22 protein-coding genes are annotated in these 23,834 nt (G+C 67.9%); 5 read left to right on the top strand and 17 right to left on the bottom strand.

From position 1 onward, the window contains the following. Position 1: 1 nt before the first annotated feature. Genes octT through BN2156_RS01845 form a run of 7 tightly spaced genes read right to left on the bottom strand, consistent with a single transcriptional unit; the run spans position 2 to position 6,113 of the window. On the bottom strand, positions 2 to 751 hold the full coding sequence (gene octT, locus BN2156_RS01875; RefSeq protein ID WP_090509642.1) for a diglucosylglycerate octanoyltransferase: 750 nt from the start codon (positions 749 to 751) through the stop codon (positions 2 to 4). Then, positions 741 to 1,421, bottom strand: a complete 681-nt coding sequence (gene gpgP, locus BN2156_RS01870) for a glucosyl-3-phosphoglycerate phosphatase (protein WP_090509639.1) — start codon at positions 1,419 to 1,421, stop codon at positions 741 to 743. The genes octT and gpgP overlap by 11 nt, the downstream gene beginning before the upstream one ends. 7 nt (positions 1,422 to 1,428) lie before the next feature. After that, positions 1,429 to 1,806 (bottom strand): ribosome silencing factor, encoded by a 378-nt coding sequence (rsfS, locus tag BN2156_RS01865; RefSeq protein ID WP_090509637.1) that lies wholly within the window; start codon positions 1,804 to 1,806, stop codon positions 1,429 to 1,431. After that, positions 1,803 to 2,432 carry a nicotinate-nucleotide adenylyltransferase gene (gene nadD / locus BN2156_RS01860; protein WP_264035274.1) on the bottom strand — a complete coding sequence of 210 codons (630 nt, stop codon included), beginning with the start codon at positions 2,430 to 2,432 and terminating at the stop codon, positions 1,803 to 1,805. The genes rsfS and nadD overlap by 4 nt, the downstream gene beginning before the upstream one ends. A gap of 49 nt (positions 2,433 to 2,481) precedes the next feature. Then, a complete protein-coding gene (locus tag BN2156_RS01855; protein WP_090509632.1) occupies positions 2,482 to 3,936 on the bottom strand; it encodes a vWA domain-containing protein in 1,455 nt (484 codons plus the stop codon). Continuing rightward, complete coding sequence (locus BN2156_RS01850; protein ID WP_090509629.1) at positions 3,936 to 4,823, bottom strand: AAA family ATPase; 888 nt, start codon at positions 4,821 to 4,823, stop codon at positions 3,936 to 3,938. The genes BN2156_RS01855 and BN2156_RS01850 overlap by 1 nt, the downstream gene beginning before the upstream one ends. Positions 4,824 to 4,853: 30 nt before the next feature. Next, a complete protein-coding gene (locus BN2156_RS01845) occupies positions 4,854 to 6,113 on the bottom strand; it encodes a glutamate-5-semialdehyde dehydrogenase (RefSeq protein WP_090509627.1) in 1,260 nt (419 codons plus the stop codon). A gap of 73 nt (positions 6,114 to 6,186) precedes the next feature. On the opposite strand from BN2156_RS01845, the gene BN2156_RS01840 reads away from it, so the two are divergent. After that, entirely contained in the window at positions 6,187 to 7,047 is an 861-nt protein-coding gene (locus BN2156_RS01840; RefSeq protein ID WP_090509625.1) for a ribokinase, read from the top strand. Between the two features lie 44 nt (positions 7,048 to 7,091). Beyond that, entirely contained in the window at positions 7,092 to 7,916 is an 825-nt protein-coding gene (locus BN2156_RS01835) for an enoyl-CoA hydratase/isomerase family protein (RefSeq protein ID WP_090509623.1), read from the top strand. On the opposite strand, the gene BN2156_RS01830 is transcribed toward BN2156_RS01835, so the two are convergent. Beyond that, on the bottom strand, positions 7,913 to 10,555 hold the full coding sequence (locus tag BN2156_RS01830) for a S15 peptidase family protein (RefSeq protein WP_090509621.1): 2,643 nt from the start codon (positions 10,553 to 10,555) through the stop codon (positions 7,913 to 7,915). The genes BN2156_RS01835 and BN2156_RS01830 overlap by 4 nt on opposite strands. A gap of 148 nt (positions 10,556 to 10,703) precedes the next feature. Then, a complete protein-coding gene (locus BN2156_RS01825) occupies positions 10,704 to 12,746 on the bottom strand; it encodes an NAD(+) synthase (protein ID WP_090509619.1) in 2,043 nt (680 codons plus the stop codon). A gap of 57 nt (positions 12,747 to 12,803) precedes the next feature. Here BN2156_RS01825 and BN2156_RS01820 point away from each other — a divergent pair, with 57 nt between their 5' ends. Together BN2156_RS01820 and BN2156_RS01815 are read left to right on the top strand one after the other, a co-directional pair. Further along, positions 12,804 to 13,343: a cysteine hydrolase family protein gene (locus BN2156_RS01820; RefSeq protein ID WP_090509615.1), complete on the top strand. Its 540-nt coding sequence runs from the start codon at positions 12,804 to 12,806 to the stop codon at positions 13,341 to 13,343. A gap of 22 nt (positions 13,344 to 13,365) precedes the next feature. Further along, on the top strand, positions 13,366 to 14,208 hold the full coding sequence (locus tag BN2156_RS01815) for an NAD-dependent protein deacetylase (RefSeq protein WP_090509612.1): 843 nt from the start codon (positions 13,366 to 13,368) through the stop codon (positions 14,206 to 14,208). Here BN2156_RS01815 and BN2156_RS01810 read toward each other — a convergent pair. Further along, the gene (locus tag BN2156_RS01810; RefSeq protein ID WP_090509610.1) at positions 14,177 to 15,454 is read right to left on the bottom strand and encodes a cytochrome P450; all 1,278 of its coding nucleotides are present in this window, start codon (positions 15,452 to 15,454) and stop codon (positions 14,177 to 14,179) included. The genes BN2156_RS01815 and BN2156_RS01810 overlap by 32 nt on opposite strands. A 66-nt stretch (positions 15,455 to 15,520) precedes the next feature. Between BN2156_RS01810 and BN2156_RS01805 the strand changes: the two genes are divergently transcribed. Further along, positions 15,521 to 16,156 (top strand): TetR/AcrR family transcriptional regulator, encoded by a 636-nt coding sequence (locus BN2156_RS01805; RefSeq protein WP_090509607.1) that lies wholly within the window; start codon positions 15,521 to 15,523, stop codon positions 16,154 to 16,156. A gap of 48 nt (positions 16,157 to 16,204) precedes the next feature. Here the strand turns inward: BN2156_RS01805 and proB are convergent, their stop codons facing one another. The 7 genes from proB to BN2156_RS01770 form a co-directional block, all read right to left on the bottom strand. Then, positions 16,205 to 17,305, bottom strand: coding sequence for a glutamate 5-kinase (gene proB, locus BN2156_RS01800; RefSeq protein WP_090509605.1), 1,101 nt, complete (start codon positions 17,303 to 17,305; stop codon positions 16,205 to 16,207). Continuing rightward, positions 17,302 to 18,750: a GTPase ObgE gene (gene obgE, locus BN2156_RS01795; RefSeq protein WP_090509602.1), complete on the bottom strand. Its 1,449-nt coding sequence runs from the start codon at positions 18,748 to 18,750 to the stop codon at positions 17,302 to 17,304. The genes proB and obgE overlap by 4 nt, the downstream gene beginning before the upstream one ends. 90 nt (positions 18,751 to 18,840) lie before the next feature. After that, positions 18,841 to 19,107, bottom strand: a complete 267-nt coding sequence (gene rpmA / locus BN2156_RS01790; RefSeq protein WP_003879727.1) for a 50S ribosomal protein L27 — start codon at positions 19,105 to 19,107, stop codon at positions 18,841 to 18,843. Positions 19,108 to 19,122: 15 nt separating this feature from the next. After that, on the bottom strand, positions 19,123 to 19,434 hold the full coding sequence (gene rplU, locus BN2156_RS01785; RefSeq protein ID WP_029367319.1) for a 50S ribosomal protein L21: 312 nt from the start codon (positions 19,432 to 19,434) through the stop codon (positions 19,123 to 19,125). Positions 19,435 to 19,598: 164 nt separating this feature from the next. After that, a complete protein-coding gene (locus BN2156_RS01780; RefSeq protein WP_090509601.1) occupies positions 19,599 to 22,628 on the bottom strand; it encodes a ribonuclease E in 3,030 nt (1,009 codons plus the stop codon). A gap of 293 nt (positions 22,629 to 22,921) precedes the next feature. Next, positions 22,922 to 23,341 carry a nucleoside-diphosphate kinase gene (ndk, locus tag BN2156_RS01775; RefSeq protein WP_090509598.1) on the bottom strand — a complete coding sequence of 140 codons (420 nt, stop codon included), beginning with the start codon at positions 23,339 to 23,341 and terminating at the stop codon, positions 22,922 to 22,924. 84 nt (positions 23,342 to 23,425) lie between these two features. Next, positions 23,426 to 23,764, bottom strand: a complete 339-nt coding sequence (locus BN2156_RS01770) for a DUF4233 domain-containing protein (protein ID WP_210436619.1) — start codon at positions 23,762 to 23,764, stop codon at positions 23,426 to 23,428. Positions 23,765 to 23,834: the final 70 nt, after the last annotated feature.

Genomic DNA, 23,834 nt, shown 5'->3' with positions numbered 1-23,834 from the left:
GTCAGTCGGCGGAATCCAGTTGCGGCACACCAGCATCGGCCAGACCCTTGAGCATCAGCTCGGCCACCGCCCGGTGCGCTTCGAAATTCCAGTGGATGCCGTCGGGATTGCCGCGCCCGCTGAGCACCTCGTCGGCCACTGCGGCCTTGAGGTCCACCAACGCCACGTCGTGTTCGGCGGCCCAGGCCGTGATCGCCTTGACGGTGGGCTCACGCCCGTGATGAGCCTTGCCGTACGTGTCGGCGATGTGCACCGACGGCAACGACGCCACCACCGGAATGCCCGGCCGGTTGAAATCGATGGCGTTGCGGGTCATCTCCAGATACTCGACCGTCAGGTGCGGCGGCAGCGCGGAGCGGGCGATCGGCGACAACCGCGGCTGGACCCAGCCGTAACCGTCGCGCGCCCACCGGCGCAACCTGGCCGGGCGGATGTAGCGGATCAGCTCCCGCAGCGCCGTCGGCAGCGGCGAGGGTAGCGAGTCCATACCGCTGGTGGCGAAAACGACCGCACCGGCTCGCGGCAACGCCGCCCAGGACCGCGGATCCTGGGTCGCGGCCCACCACACGTCGCGGCAGGTCCAGCCGATTCGGCCGATGAGCTCGACGTCCCAGCCCAACTGTTCGGCAACGATATTGGGCCAGATCCGCGGATCGTCCGACGGCAGACCGCCAGTCGGTCCGAAATACGACAGGGAGTCGGCGAAGACCAGCAGCACCGGCCTGGCCGCCGAGCCGCGATCAGAGGACATCGTTGGCCACCTGTGCCGAGGCGTTCCACACATCCAGCCGCCATTTGATGGCGTCGAACGCGTCACCATCCGCCGCGGTGTCTTCCGAATGTCCGGACAGCTGAACCCAACTGGCGTTACCCATGCCGCCCAGCACCGGCCAGTTGTCCACCGGCAGACCGAGCAACCCGGCGGTCAGCGCCGCGATCAGCCCGCCGTGGGCCACCAGAACCACCGGGCGATCCGAGCCATCCAGGCCCCACTCCGGTTGTCCGGCAACAAGTTCGGCGACAACGGGAATACTGCGGTCGGCCACGTCGACCCGGCTCTCGCCGCCATGGGGCGCCCACCGGGCGTCCTCGCGCCAGGCCACGCGGGCACCGGGAGCCATCGTGTCCACCTCAAGGTGGGTCAGGCCCTGCCAGTCGCCCAGATGTGTCTCCCGCAACCGCTTGTCCACCTGCACCGCGATCCCGGCACGGTCGCCGAGGGTCATCGCGGTGTCCAGGGCGCGTTTGAGATCCGATGACACGATCAGCAGCGGCTGACGCTTGCCCAGCACATCGGCGGCCGCGGCAGCCTGGTCGCGACCCAGATCGGACAACTCGGTGTCGAGCTGGCCCTGCATCCGGCTACCCGCGTTGTACTCGGTCTGGCCATGGCGCAGCAGGACCAGGCGGCGGACCCTCATCGCGCCCTCACTCGGAGGTCTCCGGCTTGTCCAGCTCGACCGGGATCGTCGGGCAGTCCCGCCACAACCGTTCGAGCGCGTAGAACTCCCGCTCGTCCTGGTGCTGGATGTGGACGACGATGTCGACGTAGTCGAGCAGCGTCCAGCGGCCCTCCCGGGTGCCCTCGCGGCGCGCGGGCTTGTACCCGGCCAGCCGCATCTTCTCCTCGACCTCGTCGACGATCGCGTTGACCTGACGCTCATTGGAGGCCGATGCGATCACGAAGCAGTCGGTGATCACCAACTGACCCGATACGTCGATGACCACGACATCGTCGGCCAGCTTGGCCGCGGCAGCCTTGGCGGCCACCGTCGCCATCGCGACGGCCTCTTCGGTGGCGCTCATCGAACCGGCTCCATGGTGTGTTCACCCTTCCCGTCTGCGGAATACAACCCGCGTTTGGCCACGTACTGCACCACACCGTCGGGCACCAGGTACCAGATCGGCCGGTCTTCGGAGGCCCGCTTGCGGCAGTCGCTGGACGAGATCGCCAGCGCGGGCACCTCGACCAACGTCAATGCGTCCGGCGGCAGCTCACGCAGCGCCGCCTCGATATGTTCACCGTCCAGCTCGTAGCCTGGTCGGCTCACGCCGACGAACCTCGCCATGGAAAACAGATCCTCCCAGTTCTGCCAGGACAGGATCGATGCCAGGGCATCGGCTCCGGTGATGAAGTAGAGGTCGGTGCCGGCGTTGAGATCACGCAGGTCACGCAGGGTGTCCTTGGTGTATGTCGCCCCGCCCCGATCGATGTCGACCCGGCTGACCGAGAAGCGCGGGTTGGACGCGGTCGCGATCACCGTCATCAGATACCGGTCCTCGGCCGCACTGACCTTCCGGTCGTGCTTCTGCCACGGCTGGCCGGTGGGGACGAAAACCACTTCGTCGAGGTCGAACAGGTCGGCCACCTCACTGGCGGCGACCAGGTGTCCGTTGTGGATGGGATCGAACGTCCCACCCATCACACCCAATCTGCGCCGTGTTGCCACAAAGAGGCAGCTTACGGGAGCGTTGACGAGCTCAGACCGGCAGCAACCCGTCGATCACCGAGGCCAGCTGTTTGGCCGATCGGCACTCGTGCATCGGGATGGTCTCGAGATATCGGGGCACCGCGGAATCCCCGCTGCCCCACAGGTGCTTGGGCTCCGGGTTGAGCCAGTGCGCGTGGCGGCTGGCCGACACCATGTGCGCCAGCAGCGCCGTCTCGGGATTGCGGTAGTTGTTCCGGCCGTCACCCAGGATCAGCAGTGAGCTGCGCGGCGACAGCACGTTGGGGTACTTGTCCAGGAACGACACGAACGCGTGCCCGTAGTCGGAGTGCCCGTCGCGGGTGTAGACGCCCGCCTCACGGGTGATGCGCTGCACCGCGACCGCCAGGTCGGCCTCGGGCCCGAACATCTCGGTGACCTCGTCGGTGGTGTCGATGAAGGCGAAGACGCGGACCCGGGAGAACTGCTGGCGTAGCGCCGAGACCAGCATCAGGGTGAAGTGGCTGAATCCGGCCACCGATCCGGATACGTCGCAGAGCACCACGAGCTCGGGGCGCGCCGGATGCGGCTTCTTGAGCACCACGTCGATCGGCACCCCGCCGGTGGACATCGACTTGCGCAGGGTCTTGCGCAGGTCGATCTCGCCGGACCGGGACCGGCGGCGACGGGCCGCCAACCGCGTCGCCAACGTGCGCGCCAGCGGCTGCACGGTCTTGCGCATCTGACGCAGCTGCTCACCCGAGGCGCGCAGGAACTCCACGTTCTCGGCCAGCTGCGGCACCCCGTACATCTGCACGTGGTCACGGCCCAACTGCTCGGCGGTCCGCCGCTTGGTCTCGGACTCCACCATCTTGCGCAGCTGGGAGATGCGCTGAGCGGCCAGGGCCTTGGCGATCTGTTCCTGGGTGGGGGTGGGCTCGTCCCCGTAGGGGGCGAGCAGCCCGGCCAGCAGCCGGCCCTCCAGATCGTCCAGGCTCATCGCCTTGAGCGCCTGATACGACGAGTACGACGGGCCGCGGCTGGAGTTGTAGCGACCGTAGGCCTCGACGATCCGCGCGATCATCGCCGCCATCCGGTCATCGAGGTTGGCCAGATCCTCGTTGTCGGCCAGCATCTGCACCAGCGCGTCGCGCATCGCCTCGATGTCCTCGGGCGGCAGCTGCGGCCGGTCCTGGTCACCGGCGCCGGCATCATCCTCATCCGGGAGCACGGTGCGCGCACCGAGGGCCGCCGGGAAGAACAGGTCGAACATCGCGTCGTAGGTCTCGCGGTGGTCGGGACGCCGCAGCACCGCGCAGGCAATGCCCTCGCGCAGCGCTTCGCGATCGCCCAGACCGAGCACGGTGATCACCCGGCCGGCATCGACGGTTTCCGACGGGCCGACCGAGATTCCTTGCCCGCGAAGGGCTTCGACGAACTCGACAAGGTGCCCGGGCAGGCCGTGCGGGGCCAGCGGCTGGGGCGGTCGAACCCGGCGGGGCACCATCAGTTCAGCCTGAGCTCGCCGGCCGCGCGCTGCTGGTCGGACTGGTGTTTGAGCACCACGCCGAGGGTGGCGGCGATCATCTCGTCATCGACGGTGTCCAGGCCCAGCGCCAGCACGGTGCGGCCCCAGTCGATGGTCTCGGCGACCGACGGCACCTTCTTGAGCTGCATGCCGCGCATCACGCCGATGATCCGCACCAGTTCTCCTGCGATGTGCTCGGGCAGCTCGGGCACCCGCGACAACAGGATGCGGCGCTCCAGATCCGGATCCGGGAAATCGATGTGCAGGAACAGGCAGCGCCGCTTGAGCGCCTCGGAGAGCTCACGCGTGGCGTTCGAGGTGAGCACCACGAACGGCGGCCGCTCGGCGGTGATCGTGCCGAGTTCGGGGACGGTGACCGCGAAGTCGGACAGCACCTCCAACAGCAGACCCTCGATCTCGATGTCGGCCTTGTCGGTCTCGTCGACGAGCAGCACGGTCGGGTCGGTGCGCTTGATCGCGGTCAGCAGCGGCCGGGTCAGCAGGAACTCCTCGCTGAACACGTCCATCTTGGTCTGGTCCCAGTCGCCACCGGTGGCGTTCTGCCCGGCCTGGATCCGCAGGATCTGCTTGGCGTGATTCCACTCGTAGAGCGCCCGGGCTTCGTCGACACCCTCGTAGCACTGCAGCCGCACCAGTTCGGAGCCGGTGGTCGCCGCGACGGCGCGGGCCAGCTCGGTCTTGCCGACGCCCGCCGGCCCTTCCACCAACAGCGGCTTACCGAGCCGGTCGGCGAGGAAAACCGCTGTCGCGGTGGCAGTGTCGGGCAGGTAGCCGGTTTCCGCCAGGCGCCGCGCGACATCGTCGATGTCGGCGAACAACGGAGCGGGGCGAGCGGGCACGCTCATGTGGTCTCCTGGTCTCTATCTGGTCGGCGCCTAGGCCGGGCGGGTCTGACCGTCTCCCCACACGATCCATTTGGTCGAGGTCAGTTCGGGCAGGCCCATCGGTCCGCGGGCATGCAGCTTCTGGGTGGAGATGCCGATCTCTGCGCCGAAACCGAACTGCTCTCCGTCGGTGAACGCGGTGGACGCGTTGACCATCACCGCGGCCGCATCCACCTGTTCGGTGAAACGCTGAGCCGCAGCAAGATCCGTTGTCACGATGGCCTCGGTGTGCCCGGTGCCGTACTCGTTGATGTGCGCGATGGCCCCGTCGACGCCGTCCACCAGGGCGACGGCGATGTCCATCGAGAGGAACTCGGTGTGCAGCTCCTCGTCGGTGGGATCGGCGTGCACGGTGACACCGGCCTCACGCAGCGCGGTGGTCAGCCGCGGCAGCGCGCTCGCCTCAAGTGCCTTGTCCACCAGCAGGGTCTCGGCGGCATTGCAGACGCTGGGACGCCGGGTCTTGGAGTTCAGCAGGATCTTGCAGGCCAGGTCGATGTCAGCCGAGGAGTGAACGTACACATGGCAATTGCCCACACCGGTCTCGATCGTGGGCACCTGCGCGTCACGCACCACGGCCTCGATCAGGCCGGATCCCCCGCGCGGGATCACCACGTCGACCAGGCCGCGGGCCTGGATCAGGTGGGTCACGCTGGCACGGTCATGGCTGGGCAGCAAGTGCACCGCGTCGGTCGGCAACCCGACCGAGGCCAGCGCCGAACGCAGCGCCGTCACCAGAGCCTGGTTGGACCGGGCCGCGGACGAGCTGCCGCGTAGCAGCGCTGCATTGCCGGATTTGAGCGTGAGTCCGAACGCGTCCACGGTGACGTTGGGCCGGCCCTCGTAGACCATGCCGACCACGCCGAGCGGCACCCGCTGCTGGCGCAGCTGCAGACCGTTGGGCAGGGTGCGGCCACGCAGCACCTCGCCGACCGGGTCGGGCAGCCCGGCGACCTGGCGCAGCCCGGCGGCGATGCCGTCGATCCGCTGCGGGTTGAGTGCCAGGCGGTCGAGCATCGCCTCGGGGGTGCCCGCCTCCCTGGCGGCATCAAGATCGGCGGCATTGGCGGCCAGGACCTCGTGGACGTGGGCCAGCACGCTGTCGGCGGCGGCGTGCAGCGCACGGTTCTTGGTCTCGGCGCTCAGGGTGCCCAGAACTCGGGCCGCGACGCGGGCCCGGCGCGCGGCCTCGTGCACCTGCTCGCGCAGGTCGTGCGGCGGGGCGCTGACGGGCGGTGTCTGCACGCTCATCGTCCCAGGGTATCGGAGGTGTTGAGGCGGTTCGACACGTGTCAGCGCCCAGCAGGATTTAGCGTTGTCGACTATGGCGGCTTCGCGTGTGTGCGTGGTTGGGAGTATCAACGCTGACCAGACGTTCGTCGTAAACAATCTGCCTCGTCCCGGCCAGACCGTGCTGGCCTCGTCGCTCACGTCGTCGCCCGGCGGCAAGGGCGGCAACCAGGCGGTGGCGGCCGCGCGCTCCGGTGCCGACGTCGCGCTGGTGGCAGCGGTCGGTGACGATGCCGCCGCAACCACCCTGCGGGAGCACCTCCGGGTCAACGGGGTCGGGACCGACGCGGTGACATCGTTGCCCGGATCGAGCGGGTCGGCAGCGATCCTGGTCGACACCGTCGGGGAGAACTGCATCGTGGTGTCGCCGGGCGCCAACGCCCGACTCGAGGTGGACTCCGAGGCGGCCCGCTCGGCCATCGTGTGGAGCGAGGTCACCCTGATCCAGTTGGAAATCCCGGTGACGACGGCGATCGCGGCGGCCAGGCTCGCGCGCGCGGCCGGCGCCGTCGTGATGCTCAATGCCTCACCGCCCGGCACCGCCGCACACCAACTGCTGGCCCTGTCCGAGCTGGTGGACGTGGTGGTGGTGAACGAGTCCGAGGCGGCCGAGTGGCATTGGCCGGTGCGCCACCTGGTGATCACCCGGGGCTCGCGCGGGGCCAGTTACCTCGGCGCTGACGAACGCTTCGACGTGCCGGCGCCGACGGTGCGCGCCCTGGACACCGCCGGGGCCGGTGACGTGTTCGCCGGTGTGCTGGCCGCCGGATGGACCACGGGCCACGAGCCGGCCCTGCGGCGTGCCTGTGCGGCCGGAGCCCTGGCCACCTTGGTCCGCGGGGCCGGCAACTGCGCCCCCTCGGCGGTGGACATCGATGCCGTCCTGACGCACTGAGACACCAACTGAAGGCGATACCGTTGAAGTTATAGTCGCCAACCATGACAGAGGGACAGACTCCGCGCCCGCCCGACGGCGACTGGCTCGGCACGCCGTATCTCAGGTTCGACCGACAGGGCCCGTTCGGCGTGGTCACCCTGGATCGGCCGGACGCCCGTAACGCGATGACTCCGGCCATGTACTTCGGCATCCGGTACGCGGTCACCCATGTCGAGGCGGACCCGGACCTGGCCGGGCTGCTGATCACCGGGACCGGGGACGTCTTCGCCCCCGGTGGCGACCTCGGCGGCGGCAACGGCGTCGACGACTGGATGAGCTTCGGTGCGGCCCTGTCGATGGACGTCACCCCGTTCGAGACGCTGCGCCAGTCGGTCAAACCGGTGGTGAGCGCCGTCAACGGCCTGTGCCAGGGCGGCGGTCTGCAGATCGCGATCTGCAGCGACATGGCCGTGGTCAGCGACCGCGCCACGTTCCGGGTGCCCGAGTTGTACCGCGGCATCGCCGACACCTACTACAGCCAGATGCTGGCCCGCCTGATCGGCCCGGTCCGAACCCGCGACCTGATGTTCACCGGCCGCACCCTCAGCGCGCAGGAGGCCGTCGACTGGGGCATGGTGGCCCGGGTGGTGCCGCACGACCAATTGCTCTCCGCTGCAACAGAAGTGCTGGCCCAGTGCTGCCGGACCGCACCGCGCGCCCGCGGGGTGGTCAAGTCCAGCCTGGACAGCTACATGGGCCTTTACGACCGGATCGGCATGAAGGCCAGCTACAGCGGCGACGAGGCGATGGAGGGCTTCCGCGCGTTCAAGGCGCGGCGCTCACCCGAATGGGTCCATCCGGACCTGCGGGCCGAGGGCCGGCTCTAGACGCTGACCACCTCCTGTGCGGCGTCCGACGCGAGCTGCGCGTCGGCGCCGTCCCCCACGGTCGGCAGCGACACCTCCACGTCGGAAATGTTGATGACGCCGAACTGCGTGAAGTTGAGGAACGGCGTCGCCGAAGTGGTGATCTGCACGGTGGCAGTGTGTCCGGGCTCCAGCGTGTAGGCCACGGCCTCCATCGGGATGGTGACGGTGTGCTCCTTGCCGTCGAGAGTGACCGGAATCGGCGTGACCACATTGCCGATCACCTGCCCGGTCTGGTCGTCGACGATCTGGGCGTAGACGTGGCGGCTGGTGCCGATGCCGGAGTACGTCATGGTCAGCTCGGGCGCACCGACGATCTGGGTGGCGGTGTCCGATGGAGCGGTCACCGTGGTGTTCACCGCGTTGATGGCCTTGGTGCCGTCCCCGAGGCCGAACGGGATCCCCGCCGCGCCCGGTCCGGAACCGCCGAGGATCGGGACGATTCCGAGCAGCCCGCCGCTGCCCGAGGCCGTGACCGGGGTCCCGGTGAAGTTCGGGTCGGTCGGCAGGAGGTCGGAGGTGTAGTGGTCGCCGTTCTGGTCGATCCACCCGAACGTAGGAAGACTATCCGCCAGGCTGCCATCGACATTTTCGCCCTTGTGCTTGACATAGGTGTCGAGCCAGCTCAGCGTCGCGGTCTGGACCATCTCTGCGCTGTCGCCGGGAGGGGTCTCGCAGTTGCCGTGGCCGCCGCAGAACCAGACCATCTTCACCGGCACCCCGTTGGCGTCGAGGATTTGAGCGTTGTCCATCGCCTGCTGCAGCGGGAACAACACGTCCACGGTGCCCTGGATGATCAGCGTCGGTGCGGTGACCTTGTTGACCAGCGCGGTCGGGCCACTGCTGGCCAGCAGGGCCTGCTGCTCGGGGGTCAGGATGCCCAGCAGCCCACCGGTCAAGATGCCGCTGTACAGCTGGGTGTTGATGTTCGCGCCCGACGTCACCAACGACAGCAGCAGCAGCGCCGCATACGACGTCTTGAACGCCTCGTTGGGGTAGAGCGAGCTGTTCAGCGAGTTCCATGAGATCGTCGGCACGATCGCGTCGATCCGGTTGTCGGTGCCCGCGGCCACCCACTGGATGCCTCCGCCGTATGACGGACCCACCATGCCCATCCGTGGATCGTTCGCGGCGTCGAGTTGCGTCCCGGGCCGTTTGGCGACGTAGTCGATCAGGGCCGACACGTCGCGGCCCTCGAAGAACGGATTGTCCAGCTGCAGGATCCCGCCCGAATCGTGCTCACCGCGCGAGTCCCAGGTGACGACGTTGTAGCCGTTGTCCCGGAACGTGCCGACGCCGGTCGGGCCTCCGGTGTACGGGTTGGTGTCACCGGCACTGGACAGACCGGCGCCACTGAAGATCGTCGGCGCCTCCTCGCCCGCCTGCAGGCCCGAGGCCGGGAACCAGTTCATGCTGATCTGCGTGCCGTCGAAAGAGGTGACCTTGTAGGTGTAGGCCACCGGAGTGTCGCCAGGCGCCAGCGCGCCGACGTCGACGTTGACCGCCACCACCTCGGAGTCACCGATGAGCGGCGCCAACACGTCGTTCACGACCGGGATCTGGTGCACGACCACCAGGACCTGCGGCACGAACGAGCCGACGACCGGGATCTGTTGCAGCGCAGCGTCGAACGGTGTCGTCTCGGCCACCAGCACGGTGAACTGCTCGGTCCCGTCGTTGTCGACCACCGTCGCGTAGGGCAGGAACGTGAAGGTGCCGTTGGCCGAATTGAGCCGGACCTTGCCGCCGGCGCTGGGGGCGCCGACCACGGTGTAGGTGAGCGGCAACCCGCTCGAGCTCGTCGCCCCCGTGCTGCCGTTGATGATGCCGTCGACGATGACCACCGAAGGGGTCGCGGTGATGCCGTCGGTGGTGGTGGCCGCCGAGGGGGCGACGGCGGCGGTGGAGAATTCGCGACGCGCGGCCGCCAGCAGCACCCATTCGGCCGGCGAGTCGGTCCGCGGCGCAGTCGGCGAGTTCCCGGCCAGGGTGGTGGCGATGTTGTTGACCACGGCCGCGATCAGGCCCGGTACGGGAGCGGGAGCGGGTTCGTCGACCACGCCGGCCTCGACAGCCGCGACCGTGGCCGCTCCGCCGGGAGGCTGAGCCTGATCACGCAGGGGCCGGGGAAGATTCGGACCGGTGAACGACAGGCCGCGGAGCGTCTCGATCGCCTTGGGGCTCGCCGCGGGTTTGGCCGGGCCGGGGGTGTCGGTGTCGTCCGCCGCCGCGGCGTCGTGCCGGTTCGAGCCGGTCTCGATGTTGGCCCGAGCATCCGACAGTCGGTCGGCGATGGTTTGAGCGAGTTGGGACTTCGGCGTCGTGGCACCGACGCGATGGCGACCGGATTCACCGAGCTTGGCCGCCCGGTCCTTGATCGCCGCACGCACCGTCGCCTGCCGCAGCGAGCGGGCACTCGGCCGGTCCTTGGCCGGGCCCTTGCCGGCAGTGGGAGACGACGTTGACCCGGACGACGTGTCACCCGGCGATGCCGAGGCCACCGGTGCGCCCAGCACCTGACCACCCAGAACGACGGCCGACCCGACCCCGAGCGCGACCGCCAATCCCCCTACCCGGCCGACGTACTTCGCAGCACCCAACGCAACCTCCTAGACCGACATCCGGCCCAGGCCGGACTGTGACCTGCCGCACATTAGCGCGGCGATGTGAGGCAGAAGGTTAGCTTGTCAATTTTTTGCGTCGTCAATTGGGTCAACCGGTCATTTGGCCGGACGCAGGCGGGCGGAACTAGTGTTCGGGGACGTTCCGCTCGATCTCGTCGAGCCAGATCCGGGCTGACATATCCGACGGCGCCCGCCAATCTCCCCGCGGCGACAAGGCGCCGCCGTGCGACACCTTGGGACCGTTCGGCAGCGCCGAACGCTTGAACTGAGAGAACGAGTAGAACCGCTGGGCGAACACCTGCAGCCAGTGCCGGATGTCCTTGAGCGAATACACCGGGCGCTTGTCCTCCGGGAATCCCGCCGGCCAGTCACCGTGGGCCGCATCATGCCAGGCATGCCATGCCAGGAAGGCCACCTTGGACGGGCGGAATCCGTAGCGCAGCACCTGGAACAACGAAAAATCCTGCAGCGCATACGGACCGACCTTGGCCTCGCTGCTCTGGATCTCCTCATCCTCGCCCGTGGGCACCAGTTCCGGGGTGATCTCGGTGTCCAGCACCGATTGGAGGACCTCGTTCACCTCGCCACCGAACTGGTCCGACGAGATCACCCACCGGATCAGATGCTGGATCAGGGTTTTCGGCACTCCGCCGTTGACGTTGTAATGCGACATCTGGTCGCCGACCCCGTATGTCGACCAGCCCAGCGCCAGCTCGGACAGGTCACCGGTGCCGAGCACGATGCCGCCGCGCTGATTGGCCAGCCGGAACAGGTAGTCGGTGCGCAAGCCGGCCTGGACGTTCTCGAACGTGACGTCGTAAACCTTCTCACCGCGGCCGAACGGATGCTCCATCTCGGTCAGCATCAGCTCGGCGGTCTTCTTGATGTCGATCTCTTCGAACGTCACGCCGAGCGCCTGGCTCAACCGGATGGCGTTGTTCTTGGTGCGGTCGCCGGTGGCGAAGCCGGGCAGCGTGAACGCGAGAATGTCACTGCGCGGCCGGTTTTCCCGATCCATCGCCCGTGCCGCCACTATCAGGGCGTGGGTGGAATCCAGGCCGCCGGACACCCCGATGACCACCTTGGGGTACTTCAGCGCGCGCAACCGCTGCTCCAGGCCGGAAACCTGGATGTTGTACGCCTCATAGCAATCCTGTTGCAGGCGTGCGGGATCCGCCGGCACGAACGGGAACCGTTCGACCTCGCGCAGCAGCCCGATGTCACCCGTCGGCGGGTCGAGCTGGAACTCGATACGGCGGAACGAATCCACCTGGGCGCCATGATTTCTGGCGTTGTCGTCGAACGTGCCCATCCTCAGTCGCTCGGAACGCAGCAGCTCCAGGTCCACGTCCGCCACCGAGCGTCGCTCACCCCTCGGGAAGCGCTCACTCTCGGCGAGCAGCAGTCCGTTCTCCCAGATCATCGTCTGGCCGTCCCAGGCCAGATCGGTGGTCGACTCCCCCTCGCCGGCCGCGGCGTACACATAGGCGGCCAGGCACCGCGACGAAGCCGAGCGAGCCAGCAGCGCACGGTCTTCGGCGCGCCCCACGGTGATCGGGCTGCCCGAGAGGTTCGCCAGCACCGTCGCGCCCGCCAGCGCGGCCTGCGCACTGGGGGGCACCGGCACGAACATGTCCTCGCAGATCTCGACATGCAGAACCAGCCCGGGAAGGTCGGACGCCACGAACAGCAGGTCCGGCCCGAACGGCACCTCGGCACCGGCCACCCGAATGGTGCCGCGCACGTCGGCGCCGGTGGCCATCTGCCTGCGCTCGTAGAACTCCCGGTAGGTCGGTAGATAGGACTTGGGAGCCACCCCGAGCACGGCGCCACGGTGGATGACGACCGCGGCGTTGTAGATCCGATGCCGGTACCGCAGCGGTGCACCGACCACGAGCACCGGCGTCAACACCACCGAGGCCGCGACGATTTCGATGAGCGCCTCTTCCACCGACTCCAGCAGGGCATCCTGCATCAGGATGTCGTCGATCGAGTAGCCAGACAAGGTCAGCTCGGGAAAAACAGCGACGGCCACGCCGTCGTCGTGGCAGGCCTGCGCCAACCGGAGCACCGATTCGGCGTTCGCCGGCGGATCCGCCAACGCCGTGTGGTGGGTGCAGGCGGCAACCCGCGCGAAACCGTGGTGATAGGCGCTGTAGAAGTCCATCGCGCCCATTGTCACCCGAAAAGTGTCAAGATCGGGCCACTGGGTACCAAATGAGGCATGAGCGATACCGCACTGGTGGTTGTGGACATGCTCAACCACTACCGGCACGAGGATGCCGAACTGCTTGCCCCCAACGTGGCACCGATCATCGATCCGCTGGTCGGACTGATCAAGAGCGCTCGCAGCCGCGAGAACATCGACCTGATCTACGTCAACGACAACTACGGCGATTTCACGGCGCAGTTCAGTGACATCGTCGAGGCCGCGCTGGCCGGTGAACACCCCGAACTGGTGCGGCCGATCGTCCCGGCGGACGACTGCCTGCTGCTGACCAAGGTGCGCCACAGTGTGTTCTATGCGACCGCGCTGGATTACCTGCTGGGCCGGTTGGGCGCCCGTCGGCTCATACTGGCCGGCCAGGTCACCGAGCAGTGCATCCTGTACAGCGCGCTGGACGCCTACGTGCGACATTTCGACGTGGTGATCCCGTCCGACGCGGTGGCGCACATCGACGCCGGGCTGGGTGAGGCGGCGCTGCAGATGATGCGCCGCAACATGAGCGCCAAGGTTGTGCCGGCGTCCGAGTGCCTGGACTGACCGGCGGCCTATCCTGGCGAGGGTGGATGCCCCCGAACTCGTCGCCCTGCTGCAGGGACGCCGCGTGGCGGTGTTGACCGGCGCGGGAATGTCGACCGATTCCGGCATCCCCGATTACCGTGGCCCGGATTCCCCGCCGAGCAATCCGATGACGATCCGGCAGTTCACCTCCGATCCGGTGTTCCGGCAGCGGTACTGGGCTCGCAACCACGTCGGCTGGCGCCACATGGACAACACGCTGCCCAACGCCGGACACCGGGCCCTGGCCGCACTCGAAGCCACCGGCGTGGTGAACGGGCTGATCACCCAGAACGTCGATCTACTGCACAGCAAGGCCGGCAGCCGGTCGGTGGTCAACCTGCATGGCACGTACGCGCAGGTGATCTGCCTGGACTGCGGCGCGACGATGGGCCGCGACGAGTTGGCCGCGCTGTTGGAAGCGGCCAATCCCGGCTTCATCGAACGCGCCGAGGCGGTCGGCGGGATCGCGGTGGCACCCGACGCCGACGCAGTGGTCCGCGAAACCGATTCGTTCACCGTCGTGGACTGCCCGGCCTGTGCGGGCATGCTCAAACCCGACATCGTCTACTTCGGCGAGAGTGTCCCCAAAGCCCGTGTCGAACAGGCGTACTCGATGGTGGACGATGGCGAGGCACTCTTGGTGGCCGGGTCCTCCCTGACCGTGTACTCGGGTTACCGATTCGTCCGGCACGCGGCCGCACACGAAATCCCGGTGGCGATCATCAACCGCGGACCCACCCGCGGTGACGATCTGGCCACGGTGAAGGTCGAGGCGGGCTGTTCGGAAATGTTGACGCTGTTGGCCGGTGAGCTCAGGAGAACGTGCACGGCATCGACCGGATAGCGTGCACGAAGTTGCCCTCCAGATAGGCCGGCTCCCCCGCGGCGATATCGGGCAACTGATGCAGCAGCTCGCCGAAGATCGCGCGCAACTGCGTCCGGGCGACATGCGCGCCCAGGCAGAAATGGCGGCCACCGCCACCGAATCCCAGGTGCGGATTGGGCTTTCGGCTCAGGTCGAGAACCTCGGGCCGGTCGAACACCTCGGCATCCCGGTTACCAGAGGAATAGAACATCACCACCTTCTCCCCCGCCGAGATCCGCTGCCCACCGAGTTCGACGTCGACGGCCGCGGTACGCCGGAACGTCATCACCGGCGTCGCCCAACGCACGAACTCTTCGACCGCGCCGCCGATCCGGTCGTCGAAATCCGCCAGCAGCCAAGCCCGCTGGTCGGGGTGATCGGTGAGCGCCTTGAGCGCATGGCTCGTGGTCTGGCGCGTCGTATCGTTGCCCGCCACCGCCAGCAGCACGAAGAATGCCGCGACCTCGGCGTCGGTGAGCCGGTCCCCGTCGACCTCCGCGTGCACCAGCGCGCTGATCAGATCGTTGCCGGGACTCTGCCTGCGTTCTGCGGCAAGCGCATTCGCCACCTGATGCAGGTACATCTGGTTCTGCAGCAGCACCTCCAGCGGGTTGCGCCCGGCCAGATAAACCGGGTCGGCCCAGGACACCAGCGCGTCGGCGGCATGCGCCACCCGCTGGCGTTCGGATTCGGGGATTCCCACCATGTCCGACAACGTGCGGATCGGAAGTTCCTTGGCGCACTGGTCGACGAAGTCCACCCCGCTACCGACCTCTTTGAGCTCGGCCACGATATCGCGGGCGTTCTCCTTGATCGAGGTTTCGATGCGGGCGACCTGGCGGGGCGTGAACGCCGCGTGGACCAGTTTGCGGATCAGCGTGTGCCGGGGCGCGTCCATCGCCAGGAACGACTGTGAGGCCTCCAGCAGCTCTTCCGGAATGGACTCGAACAGCACCCCTTTGCCCGACAGATAGGTCTCGCTGTCACGGCTGACCGTCACGATGTCGGCGTGCCGGGTGACCGCCCAGAACCCGCGATCGTCGGGATCGGGCATGAGCGCGTCCTCGACCGGTGGATGCCAACTGACAGGCCGGGAGGCACGCAGCTCGGCGAAAGAGACCTCGCGATCGGCGGCCGTGGTGGCCCAGAACACCCGGGACGAGAGATCGATCGGGTCGTACGGGCGCACGTAGGAAGTGGCGGATGTGATGGGCGACACAGTCATGTGGGTGACGATAAGTCTAGACACTATGTCTAGTCAAGGTGTGAGGAAAGCCGATACGCTGTGCCCATGCCATCGGTAACGCGAAAACCGCAGGCCAACCGGGAGGAACGGCGCGAGCGGATCGAACGGCAGCTACTCGATGCCACCGACCGGTTGATGGCCGACGGCACCAGCTTCACCGAGCTCAGCGTCGACAGACTGGCCACCGAGGCCGGGATCTCGCGGGCCAGCTTCTACATCTACTTCGAGGACAAGGGGCATCTGCTGCGCCGGCTGGCCAGCCAGGTGTTCGGCGATCTGACCCAGGCCGCCGAGCGGTGGTGGAGTGTCTCGGGGCGGCGCGACCCGGACGACGTCCGTGCGGCCATGGCAGGCATCATCGCCAGCTATCGGCGCCACCAACCGGTATTGATCGCGCTCAACGAGATGTCGGGCTACGACCCACTCGTCGGGCAGACCTACCGCGAGCTGTTGACCGGGATCGGCGATCAGCTCACCCGCGTGATCGAGCAGGGGCAGGCCGACGGTTCGATCCGCACGCAACTTCCGGCCGACGTCACCGCCAGCACCCTGACCTGGATGGTGGAACGGACCTGCCATCAGAACCTGCCGTCACACCCGAACTCCTACGACGCCGAACTGGCCGACACCCTCACGCAAATAATCTGGGGTGCGCTGTATCTGGAGTCCCCGCACCTGTGATTTGTGCACCGCCCGGAACGGTCAGCGTTACCGGAGGTGCACAAATCGCTAGGTGGCGACCAGATCGTCGGCGTGCACCGCGGGCCGGCGCAGCTCGGCCGGCAGATCCGGCGTCGAGCGGCCGATGATCGCCGCCAGCTCCGTCGCCTCGTAGGCCACCACGCCACGCGCCACGGTCTGCCCGTCAAGCCCCCGCAGATCCACCACGTCACCGCCGTGGAATCGCCCGCTGACCTCGGTGATCCCGGCCGGCAGCAGCGAACGGCGCTGTTTGACCACCGCGCGCACCGCGCCGTCGTCGAGGGTCAATGCCCCGTGCGACTCCGCGGCATGGCGAACCCAGAACCGCCGCGCCGACATCCGCTCGGGCCGCGGCGCGAAGACGGTGCCCACCGACGCATCGCTCAGGGCCGCACCGGCATCGGCCGCGGCGGCCAGCAGCACCGGCACCCCGGCATCGGCGGCCAGCAAGGCCGACGACAGCTTCGAGGCCATGCCGCCAGTACCCAGGTTGCTGCCTCCGCCGGCCACCACCCCGTCCAGATCGCCTTGCGCGGCGACCTCAGGGATGAAGCGGGCGTTGCCTTTTCGTGGATCGGAGTCGTACAGGCCGTCGATGTCGGACAGCAGGATCAGCGCATCGGCACCGACCAGTTGGGCCACCAGAGCGGAGAGGCGGTCGTTGTCGCCGAACCTGATCTCGTTGGTGGCCACGGTGTCGTTCTCGTTGACGATCGCCACCGCATGCAGGGCGCGCAACCGGTCCAAGGTGCGCTGTGCGTTGTTGTGCTGCACCCGCATCGCGATGTCGTGGGCGGTCAGCAGCACCTGGCCGACCGTGCGGCTGTATACGGCGAACGCCGAACTCCACGCGTTGACCAGGGCCACCTGGCCGACGCTGGCCGCCGCCTGCTTGGTGGCCAGATCCGTTGGGCGCTTGGAGAGTCCGAGCGGCTCGATTCCGGCCGCGATGGCACCGGAGGACACGATCACCAGATCGGAGCCGGCCTTCATCCGGCCCTCGATGGCCTCGACCAGGACCGCGAGCCGGCGGGCGTCGAAGACACCGGCCGGAGTGGTGAGCGCCGTGGTGCCGATCTTGACGACTACGCTGCGTGCGGTCCGAATCGCCTCGCGATGAACGCTCACGCGTCCTCACTGCCGGGCTGGCGGCGCTCCCGTCGGGCAGCCTTGCGTTCGGCGGCGCCGATCCGGTCGGTCTGCTCGAGCCGGATGTCGGTGCCTCGACCCGTCAGCGGCATGTCCACACCGGCCGGGGTCTGCGGCTCCCAGTCGAAGGTCATGTCGCCGATGGTCACGGCGCACCCGGGCTTGGCGCCCAGTTTGAACAGCTCATCCTCGACGCCCAACCGCGCCAACCGGTCGCCGAGGTAACCGACGGCTTCGTCGTTGTCGAAGTTGGTCTGTGCGATCCAGCGCTCGGGACGGGTACCGCGCACGATGAACCCGCCGAAACCGTCGGTCTCGACCGTGAAGCCGCTCTCGTCGACGGCGATCGGCCGGATCACCGGACGCCTGGGCACCACCGCGGGCTGCGCGTCGCGATAGGCCTTCACCATCTCCCACAGCGCAAAGATCAACGGGCGCAATCCATCACGGCTGACGGTCGAGATCTCGTACACCGGCCAGCCGAACCGGTCGGCGACCTCTTCCCGCACGAAGTCGGCCAGCTCCCGGGCATCGGGAACATCGATCTTGTTGAGCACCACCGCACGCGGCCGCGACGCGAGATCGCCGAGGGTGGAATCACCTTGCAGCGTCGGGGAATAGGCGGCGAGTTCGGCTTCCAGCGCCTCGATATCGGAGATCGGGTCACGCCCGGGTTCCATGGTGGCGCAGTCCACGACATGCACGAGCACCGCGCAGCGCTCAAGGTGCCGGAGGAATTCCAGGCCCAGACCCCGGCCTTCGGACGCTCCCGGAATCAGGCCGGGAACGTCGGCCACAGTGAACGTGTTGTCACCGGCCGACACCACACCCAGGTTGGGTACCAGCGTGGTGAACGGATAGTCGGCGATCTTGGGCTTGGCCGCCGAGATGGTCGACACCAGAGAGGATTTGCCGGCCGAGGGAAAACCGATCAGGCCGACGTCGGCGACGGTCTTGAGTTCCAGGGTGAGATCCCGGGACTGCCCCTTCTCACCGAGCAGGGCGAAGCCCGGAGCCTTACGGGCCCGCGAGGCCAGCGCCGCGTTACCGAGACCACCACGGCCGCCTTGTGCGGCTTCGAACCGGGTGCCTGCACCGACCATGTCGGCCAGCATCCGGCCGTTCTCGTCGAGCACCACCGTGCCGTCCGGCACGCGCACGATCAGATCGTCGCCGGCAGCGCCGTCACGGTTACTGCCCGCACCCTGCTTACCCGAGGGTGCGACCACATGGGGATGAAAGTGGAAGTCCAGCAGGGTGTGTACCTGAGGATCCACGACGAGCACGATGCTGCCGCCGCGACCACCATTGCCGCCGTCAGGGCCGCCGAGGGGTTTGAATTTCTCGCGGTGCACCGACGCACAGCCGTGGCCGCCGTTCCCTGCACTCGCATGGATGACGACGCGGTCGACAAACCGGGGCATCGGACATCCTCTCCGTCGAATGTGAAGCTATTGCGATAGTCCTATCGAGAACTCGCAGCTGCTTCACATTCGCGGAGAATCCTCGAAGTCTCAGGCCTCCGGGCGCGGCACGGGAACGATGTTCACGTGCTTGCGGCCGCGCTTGGAACCGAACTCCACCGAGCCGGGAGCCAGCGCGAACAGGGTGTCGTCGCCGCCACGGCCGACGTTGACGCCGGGGTGGAAGTGGGTGCCGCGCTGGCGGACGAGGATCTCGCCGGCCTTGACGACCTGACCACCGAACCGCTTGACGCCGAGCCGCTGTGCTGCGGATTCACGACCGTTGCGAGAGCTGGAAGCGCCCTTCTTGTGTGCCATTGGTTCGCTCCCTCGTTACTTGATGCCGGTGACCTTGAGCACGGTCAGCTGCTGACGGTGCCCCTGGCGCTTGTGGTAGCCGGTCTTGTTCTTGAACTTGTGGATACGGATCTTGGGACCCTTGGTGTGCTCCAGCACCTCGCCGGTCACGGCGACCTTGGCCAGGTCATCGGCCTTGCTGGTGACCTTGGCGCCGTCGACCACGAGGGCCACGGGCAGCGACACCGACGCGCCGGGCTCGGCGTCGAGCTTCTCAACCTTCACCACGTCACCAGCGGCAACCTTGTACTGCTTGCCGCCGGTCTTGACGATTGCGTATGTCGCCATCGTGTCCTCTGCTCTGCTGCTCTCTGCGGGCGCGCGCTACCGGTCGGTGCGTGCGCGGGTCTTGGTGGCGGGATGCCCCGCCGTCACCGGCCTGTGACTGCTACAGGCTCTGGAGACAACTGGTCAAGGGTACTTGACCAGCGGGTAGAGGGTCAAACCGCCCTCTACTCGTGGCTGGGCGGCCCCGCGGGCCTGGCTGCGGCGCGCCGTCGGGTGCGGCCGCGGCTCGGCGGCGTAGCTACCACCACCGGCTCAGGTGCCTGGTAGACGTCCTCTTCCGGCTCGTCCGGCTCCTCGTCGTCCTCGTCGTCCTCGTCTTCGTCGGACTCGTCGTCGTCGGACTCGTCGTCCTCGTCTTCGTCGATGTCGTCGAGGTCGTCATCCTCGTCCTCGTCGCCGAGTTCGTCGTCGAAGTCGATGTCGTCGTCGGAGTCGTCCTCATCCGATTCGTCGTCCGTCTCCTCGTCGACGTCTTCCGCATCCAGATCTTCGTCGGATTCGGCCACCTCGTCGGTGTCCTGCGCGTCGAATTCGCCGTCGGTGGATTCGTCCGTCACGTCCACGAGCTCGGGCGTGGTCTGCTCCTCACCGTCGACAGCCTCGCCGGCGGTGTCCTCGTCGAGCGACTCCTCGTCGTGGTGGCGGCCGTTGGCCGCGGCCATCGCCTTGAACATCGGGTGCTCGCCGGCCGGATGATCGGGCACCTTGACGACGGGTACCTCTTCGGGCTCGGGACGCGCATTGCCCTTCTTGCCGCGCTTGCTGCGCCGCCCGCCGCCGCTGGATTCGGTCTTGCGGCCGGTGTTCGATGACGACGCGGTGTCGACCGGGTCGCCGTGCAGCACGATGCCGCGGCCCGCGCAGTGCGTGCACGTAGTCGAAAACGCCTCCACCAGACCGGTTCCCAGCCGCTTGCGGGTCAGCTGCACAAGGCCCAGTGAGGTCACCTCGGACACCTGATGGCGGGTACGGTCCCGGCCCAGCGCCTCGGTCAGCCGGCGCAGCACCAGGTCACGGTTCGATTCGAGCACCATGTCGATGAAGTCGATGACCACGATGCCGCCGATGTCGCGCAACCGCAGTTGCCGCACGATCTCCTCGGCGGCTTCCAGGTTGTTGCGGGTGACGGTCTGCTCGAGGTTGCCGCCGGCACCGGTGAACTTGCCGGTGTTGACGTCGACCACGGTCATCGCCTCGGTGCGGTCGATGACCAGCGTTCCGCCCGAGGGCAGCCACACCTTGCGGTCCATCGCCTTGGCCAGCTGCTCGTCGATGCGGTGCACCGCGAACACGTCGGGCGCCTCGGCGCCACCGGCGGGCTCGTACTTGGTGAGCCGCCCCACCAGGTCGGGAGCGACGGTGTTGACGTAGGAGTTGATCGTGTCCCAGGCCTCGTCACCGGAGACGATCAGGCCCGAGAAGTCCTCGTTGAACAGATCGCGGATCACCTTGACCAGGACATCGGGCTCTTCGTACAGGGCGACGGCCGCGCCGGCCTTCTTCGCGGTGACCTCGGCGGCCTTGGCCTCGATCTCGGTCCAGCGCTGCTGCAGCCGCTCGACGTCGGAGCGGATGTCCTCTTCCTTGACGCCCTCCGACGCGGTGCGGATGATCACGCCGGCATCGGCGGGAACGACCTCTTTGAGGATTTCCTTGAGCCGCTGGCGTTCGGTGTCGGGCAGCTTGCGGCTGATCCCGGTCGAGGACGCACCCGGTACGTACACCAGGTAGCGGCCGGCCAGCGACACCTGAGTGGTGAGCCGGGCACCCTTGTGCCCCACTGGATCCTTGCTGACCTGGACCACGACATAGTCGCCGGGCTTGAGGGCCTGCTCGATCTTGCGGTTCGAGCCGCCGAGGCCCGCGGCCTCCCAGTTCACCTCACCGGCGTACAGCACACCGTTGCGGCCACGGCCGATGTCGACGAACGCGGCCTCCATCGACGGCAGCACGTTCTGCACGATGCCCAGGTAGATGTTGCCGACCAAAGACGCCGAAGCGGCCGAGGTCACGAAGTGCTCGACGACGACGCCGTCTTCCAGCACGGCGATCTGGGTGTAGCGGGCACCCTCGTGCGGCGGTTCGGTCCGGACCTTGTCGCGCACGATCATGGTGCGCTCGACGGCCTCACGACGTGCCAGGAATTCCGCCTCGCTCAGGATCGGCGGGCGACGACGTCCGGCGTCGCGGCCGTCGCGGCGGCGCTGGCGCTTGGCTTCCAGCCGGGTCGAGCCGCTGATCCCCTGGATCTCCGAGTCGTCGCTGCCCTTGCCCGATCGCTCGGAGCGCGGGGCGCGCTCGTGCACGACGGTGTTGGGCGGGTCATCGGGCGAGCCCGCGTCATCGTTGTCACCCGCGCCGGACTTGCGCCGGCGACGGCGACGGCGACGGCGGTTGCTGCCGTCACTGCCTGCGCTGTCCTCGTCGGTGCCCTCATCCGACTCGTCCGACTCGTCGTCGGAATCCTGGTCGGACTCACCTTGGTCATCGACGGTGTCGGTATCGGAATCCGAGCCGGACTCGGGTCCGTTGTCGTCCGACTGCTCGCCGCGGCCGCGGCCCCGCCCCCGGCGGCCACGCCGGCGCCGGCGTGCGGCGGGGCGATCCGCCTGCTCGTCGTCCGTCTCGGCATCGGCATCCGTGTCGGTGTCAGCGTCGGTGTCGTCCTCGTCGTCGTCATCCTCGTCGACGTGCACCGGCACGAAGCTGACGGGCTGGGGTGCGACGAACAGCGGCAGGTAATCGGCGCGCTCGGTATGGGCTTCGCGGGCGGTGGGAATGTTCGCCGTCTCCAGGATCAACCGGGACTCGGGCTCATCACCGACCAGGACGGGATCGGCCTGCGTGGCGTCGGCCTCGGCGGATTCGGCCGGAGCTTCAGCGGCGTCGGCCGGAGTGACGGACTCGCTCACGGTGACGCTGACGGCCTCGACCTGGACCGGTTCTGCCTGGTCGACGGGCGCCGGTTCGGTCGAGTCGAGCGCGAGTGCGTCACGGACCCGCTCGGCGTCGACCTTGTCGATCGTGGAATGCGCACTGCGCTGACGTCCGTCGAACTCGGCCAGGGCATCGAGCACGCGCCGGCTGGTGGTGCCGAGCACCCGCGCCAGGGAGTGGACTCTCAGCCGCTCGGGCAGTCCCTCCTGCTGCGGAGTCTGGATTGATAGGTCGTCATTCTGGGCATCTTCGGCCACGAATTCTCCTCAAGCCCCCGGGCGCGTCGTGTCGACGCGGCCACGCGAGGGCTTCCGCTATTGGCCCGGGACACTTTCCCCGGACTTGTTGTGGTCTCGCTCCGGGCGGTCCGATACCGAACCCACCCGGTGCCTGGCTGAATGATGGCTGGACGGCCCGCGCCGCACCGGATTGCGGTGGTCGCGCTCGTCGAAGTCTTCATTCGGGTGTTCGGCCTCGGTTGAGGCCGGCTACCCGGAACCAGTATCCCACATCACTGACGCGGTACTGACCAGACTGCGAAGAAGGGTTGTCAGGCGGAAGCTTCGCCAGGGAACCACAGGGCGATCTCGCGGGCCGCCGACTCCGGCGAGTCCGAGCCGTGCACGAGGTTGTCCTGGGTCACAAGCGCCAGGTCACCGCGGATGGTGCCGGGCACAGCCTTCTCCACCGGATCGGTGCCGCCGGCGATCTGACGGAACGCCGCGATCGCACGCGGTCCCTCTACGATGGCGGCGACCACGGGTCCGGAGGTGATGAACTCCAGCAGCGAGTCGAAGAAGGGCTTGCCGTCGTGCTCGGCGTAGTGCTGCTTGGCCAGCTCGACGCTGACGTTCTTCAGCTCGAGCGCCGCCAGGGTCAGACCCTTGCGCTCGATCCGGCCGAGGATCTCCCCGACCAGGTGGCGCTGCACGCCGTCGGGCTTGATCAAAACGAGGGTCTGCTCAGTCACGGCAGAGAGCGTACCGGTCGGTAACCGCACCGCGCGATGGCGGGGGCCCCACAGCGTGTGCGGCGTGGCCCAGCTATCGCCCGGCTATTCGCTGGAGGCTTGCTGACCCGGCAGCAGGCCGCGATCCTGCCTGCGTTTCACCTCGCGCCGCAGGTACACGATCAGCAGCCAGACCACGGCGAAGATGACGCCAATGAAGCCGATCGCCCCGTGAACCAGCGCACCGGCGATCACCACCAGCTGGATGCCGAGGTTCGCCCAGATGGCCCAGGGCCGGCCCTGCAGTCCCGACATCAGGATCAACACGATCGCCAGCCCGACCACGAATCCGCCCGACGTCCAGGTCAGCCCGGCGGCGCTGGTGGCCACCACGGGCAGCGCCAGCAACACGACGATGGCTTCGAGGATCAGCGTCCCGGCCATCACCCCGCGGAAGCTCTTCCACGGGTCAGGTGGTGCCGGCTTGTCACTCGGCGTCTGATCAGGGGTCTGA

It is taken from the genome of Mycolicibacterium neworleansense, from assembly GCF_001245615.1.
Taxonomy (GTDB): domain Bacteria; phylum Actinomycetota; class Actinomycetes; order Mycobacteriales; family Mycobacteriaceae; genus Mycobacterium; species Mycobacterium neworleansense.
Note: the sequence above shows the minus strand (reverse complement) of the source record. Positions and strands in the feature narration are given on the sequence as shown.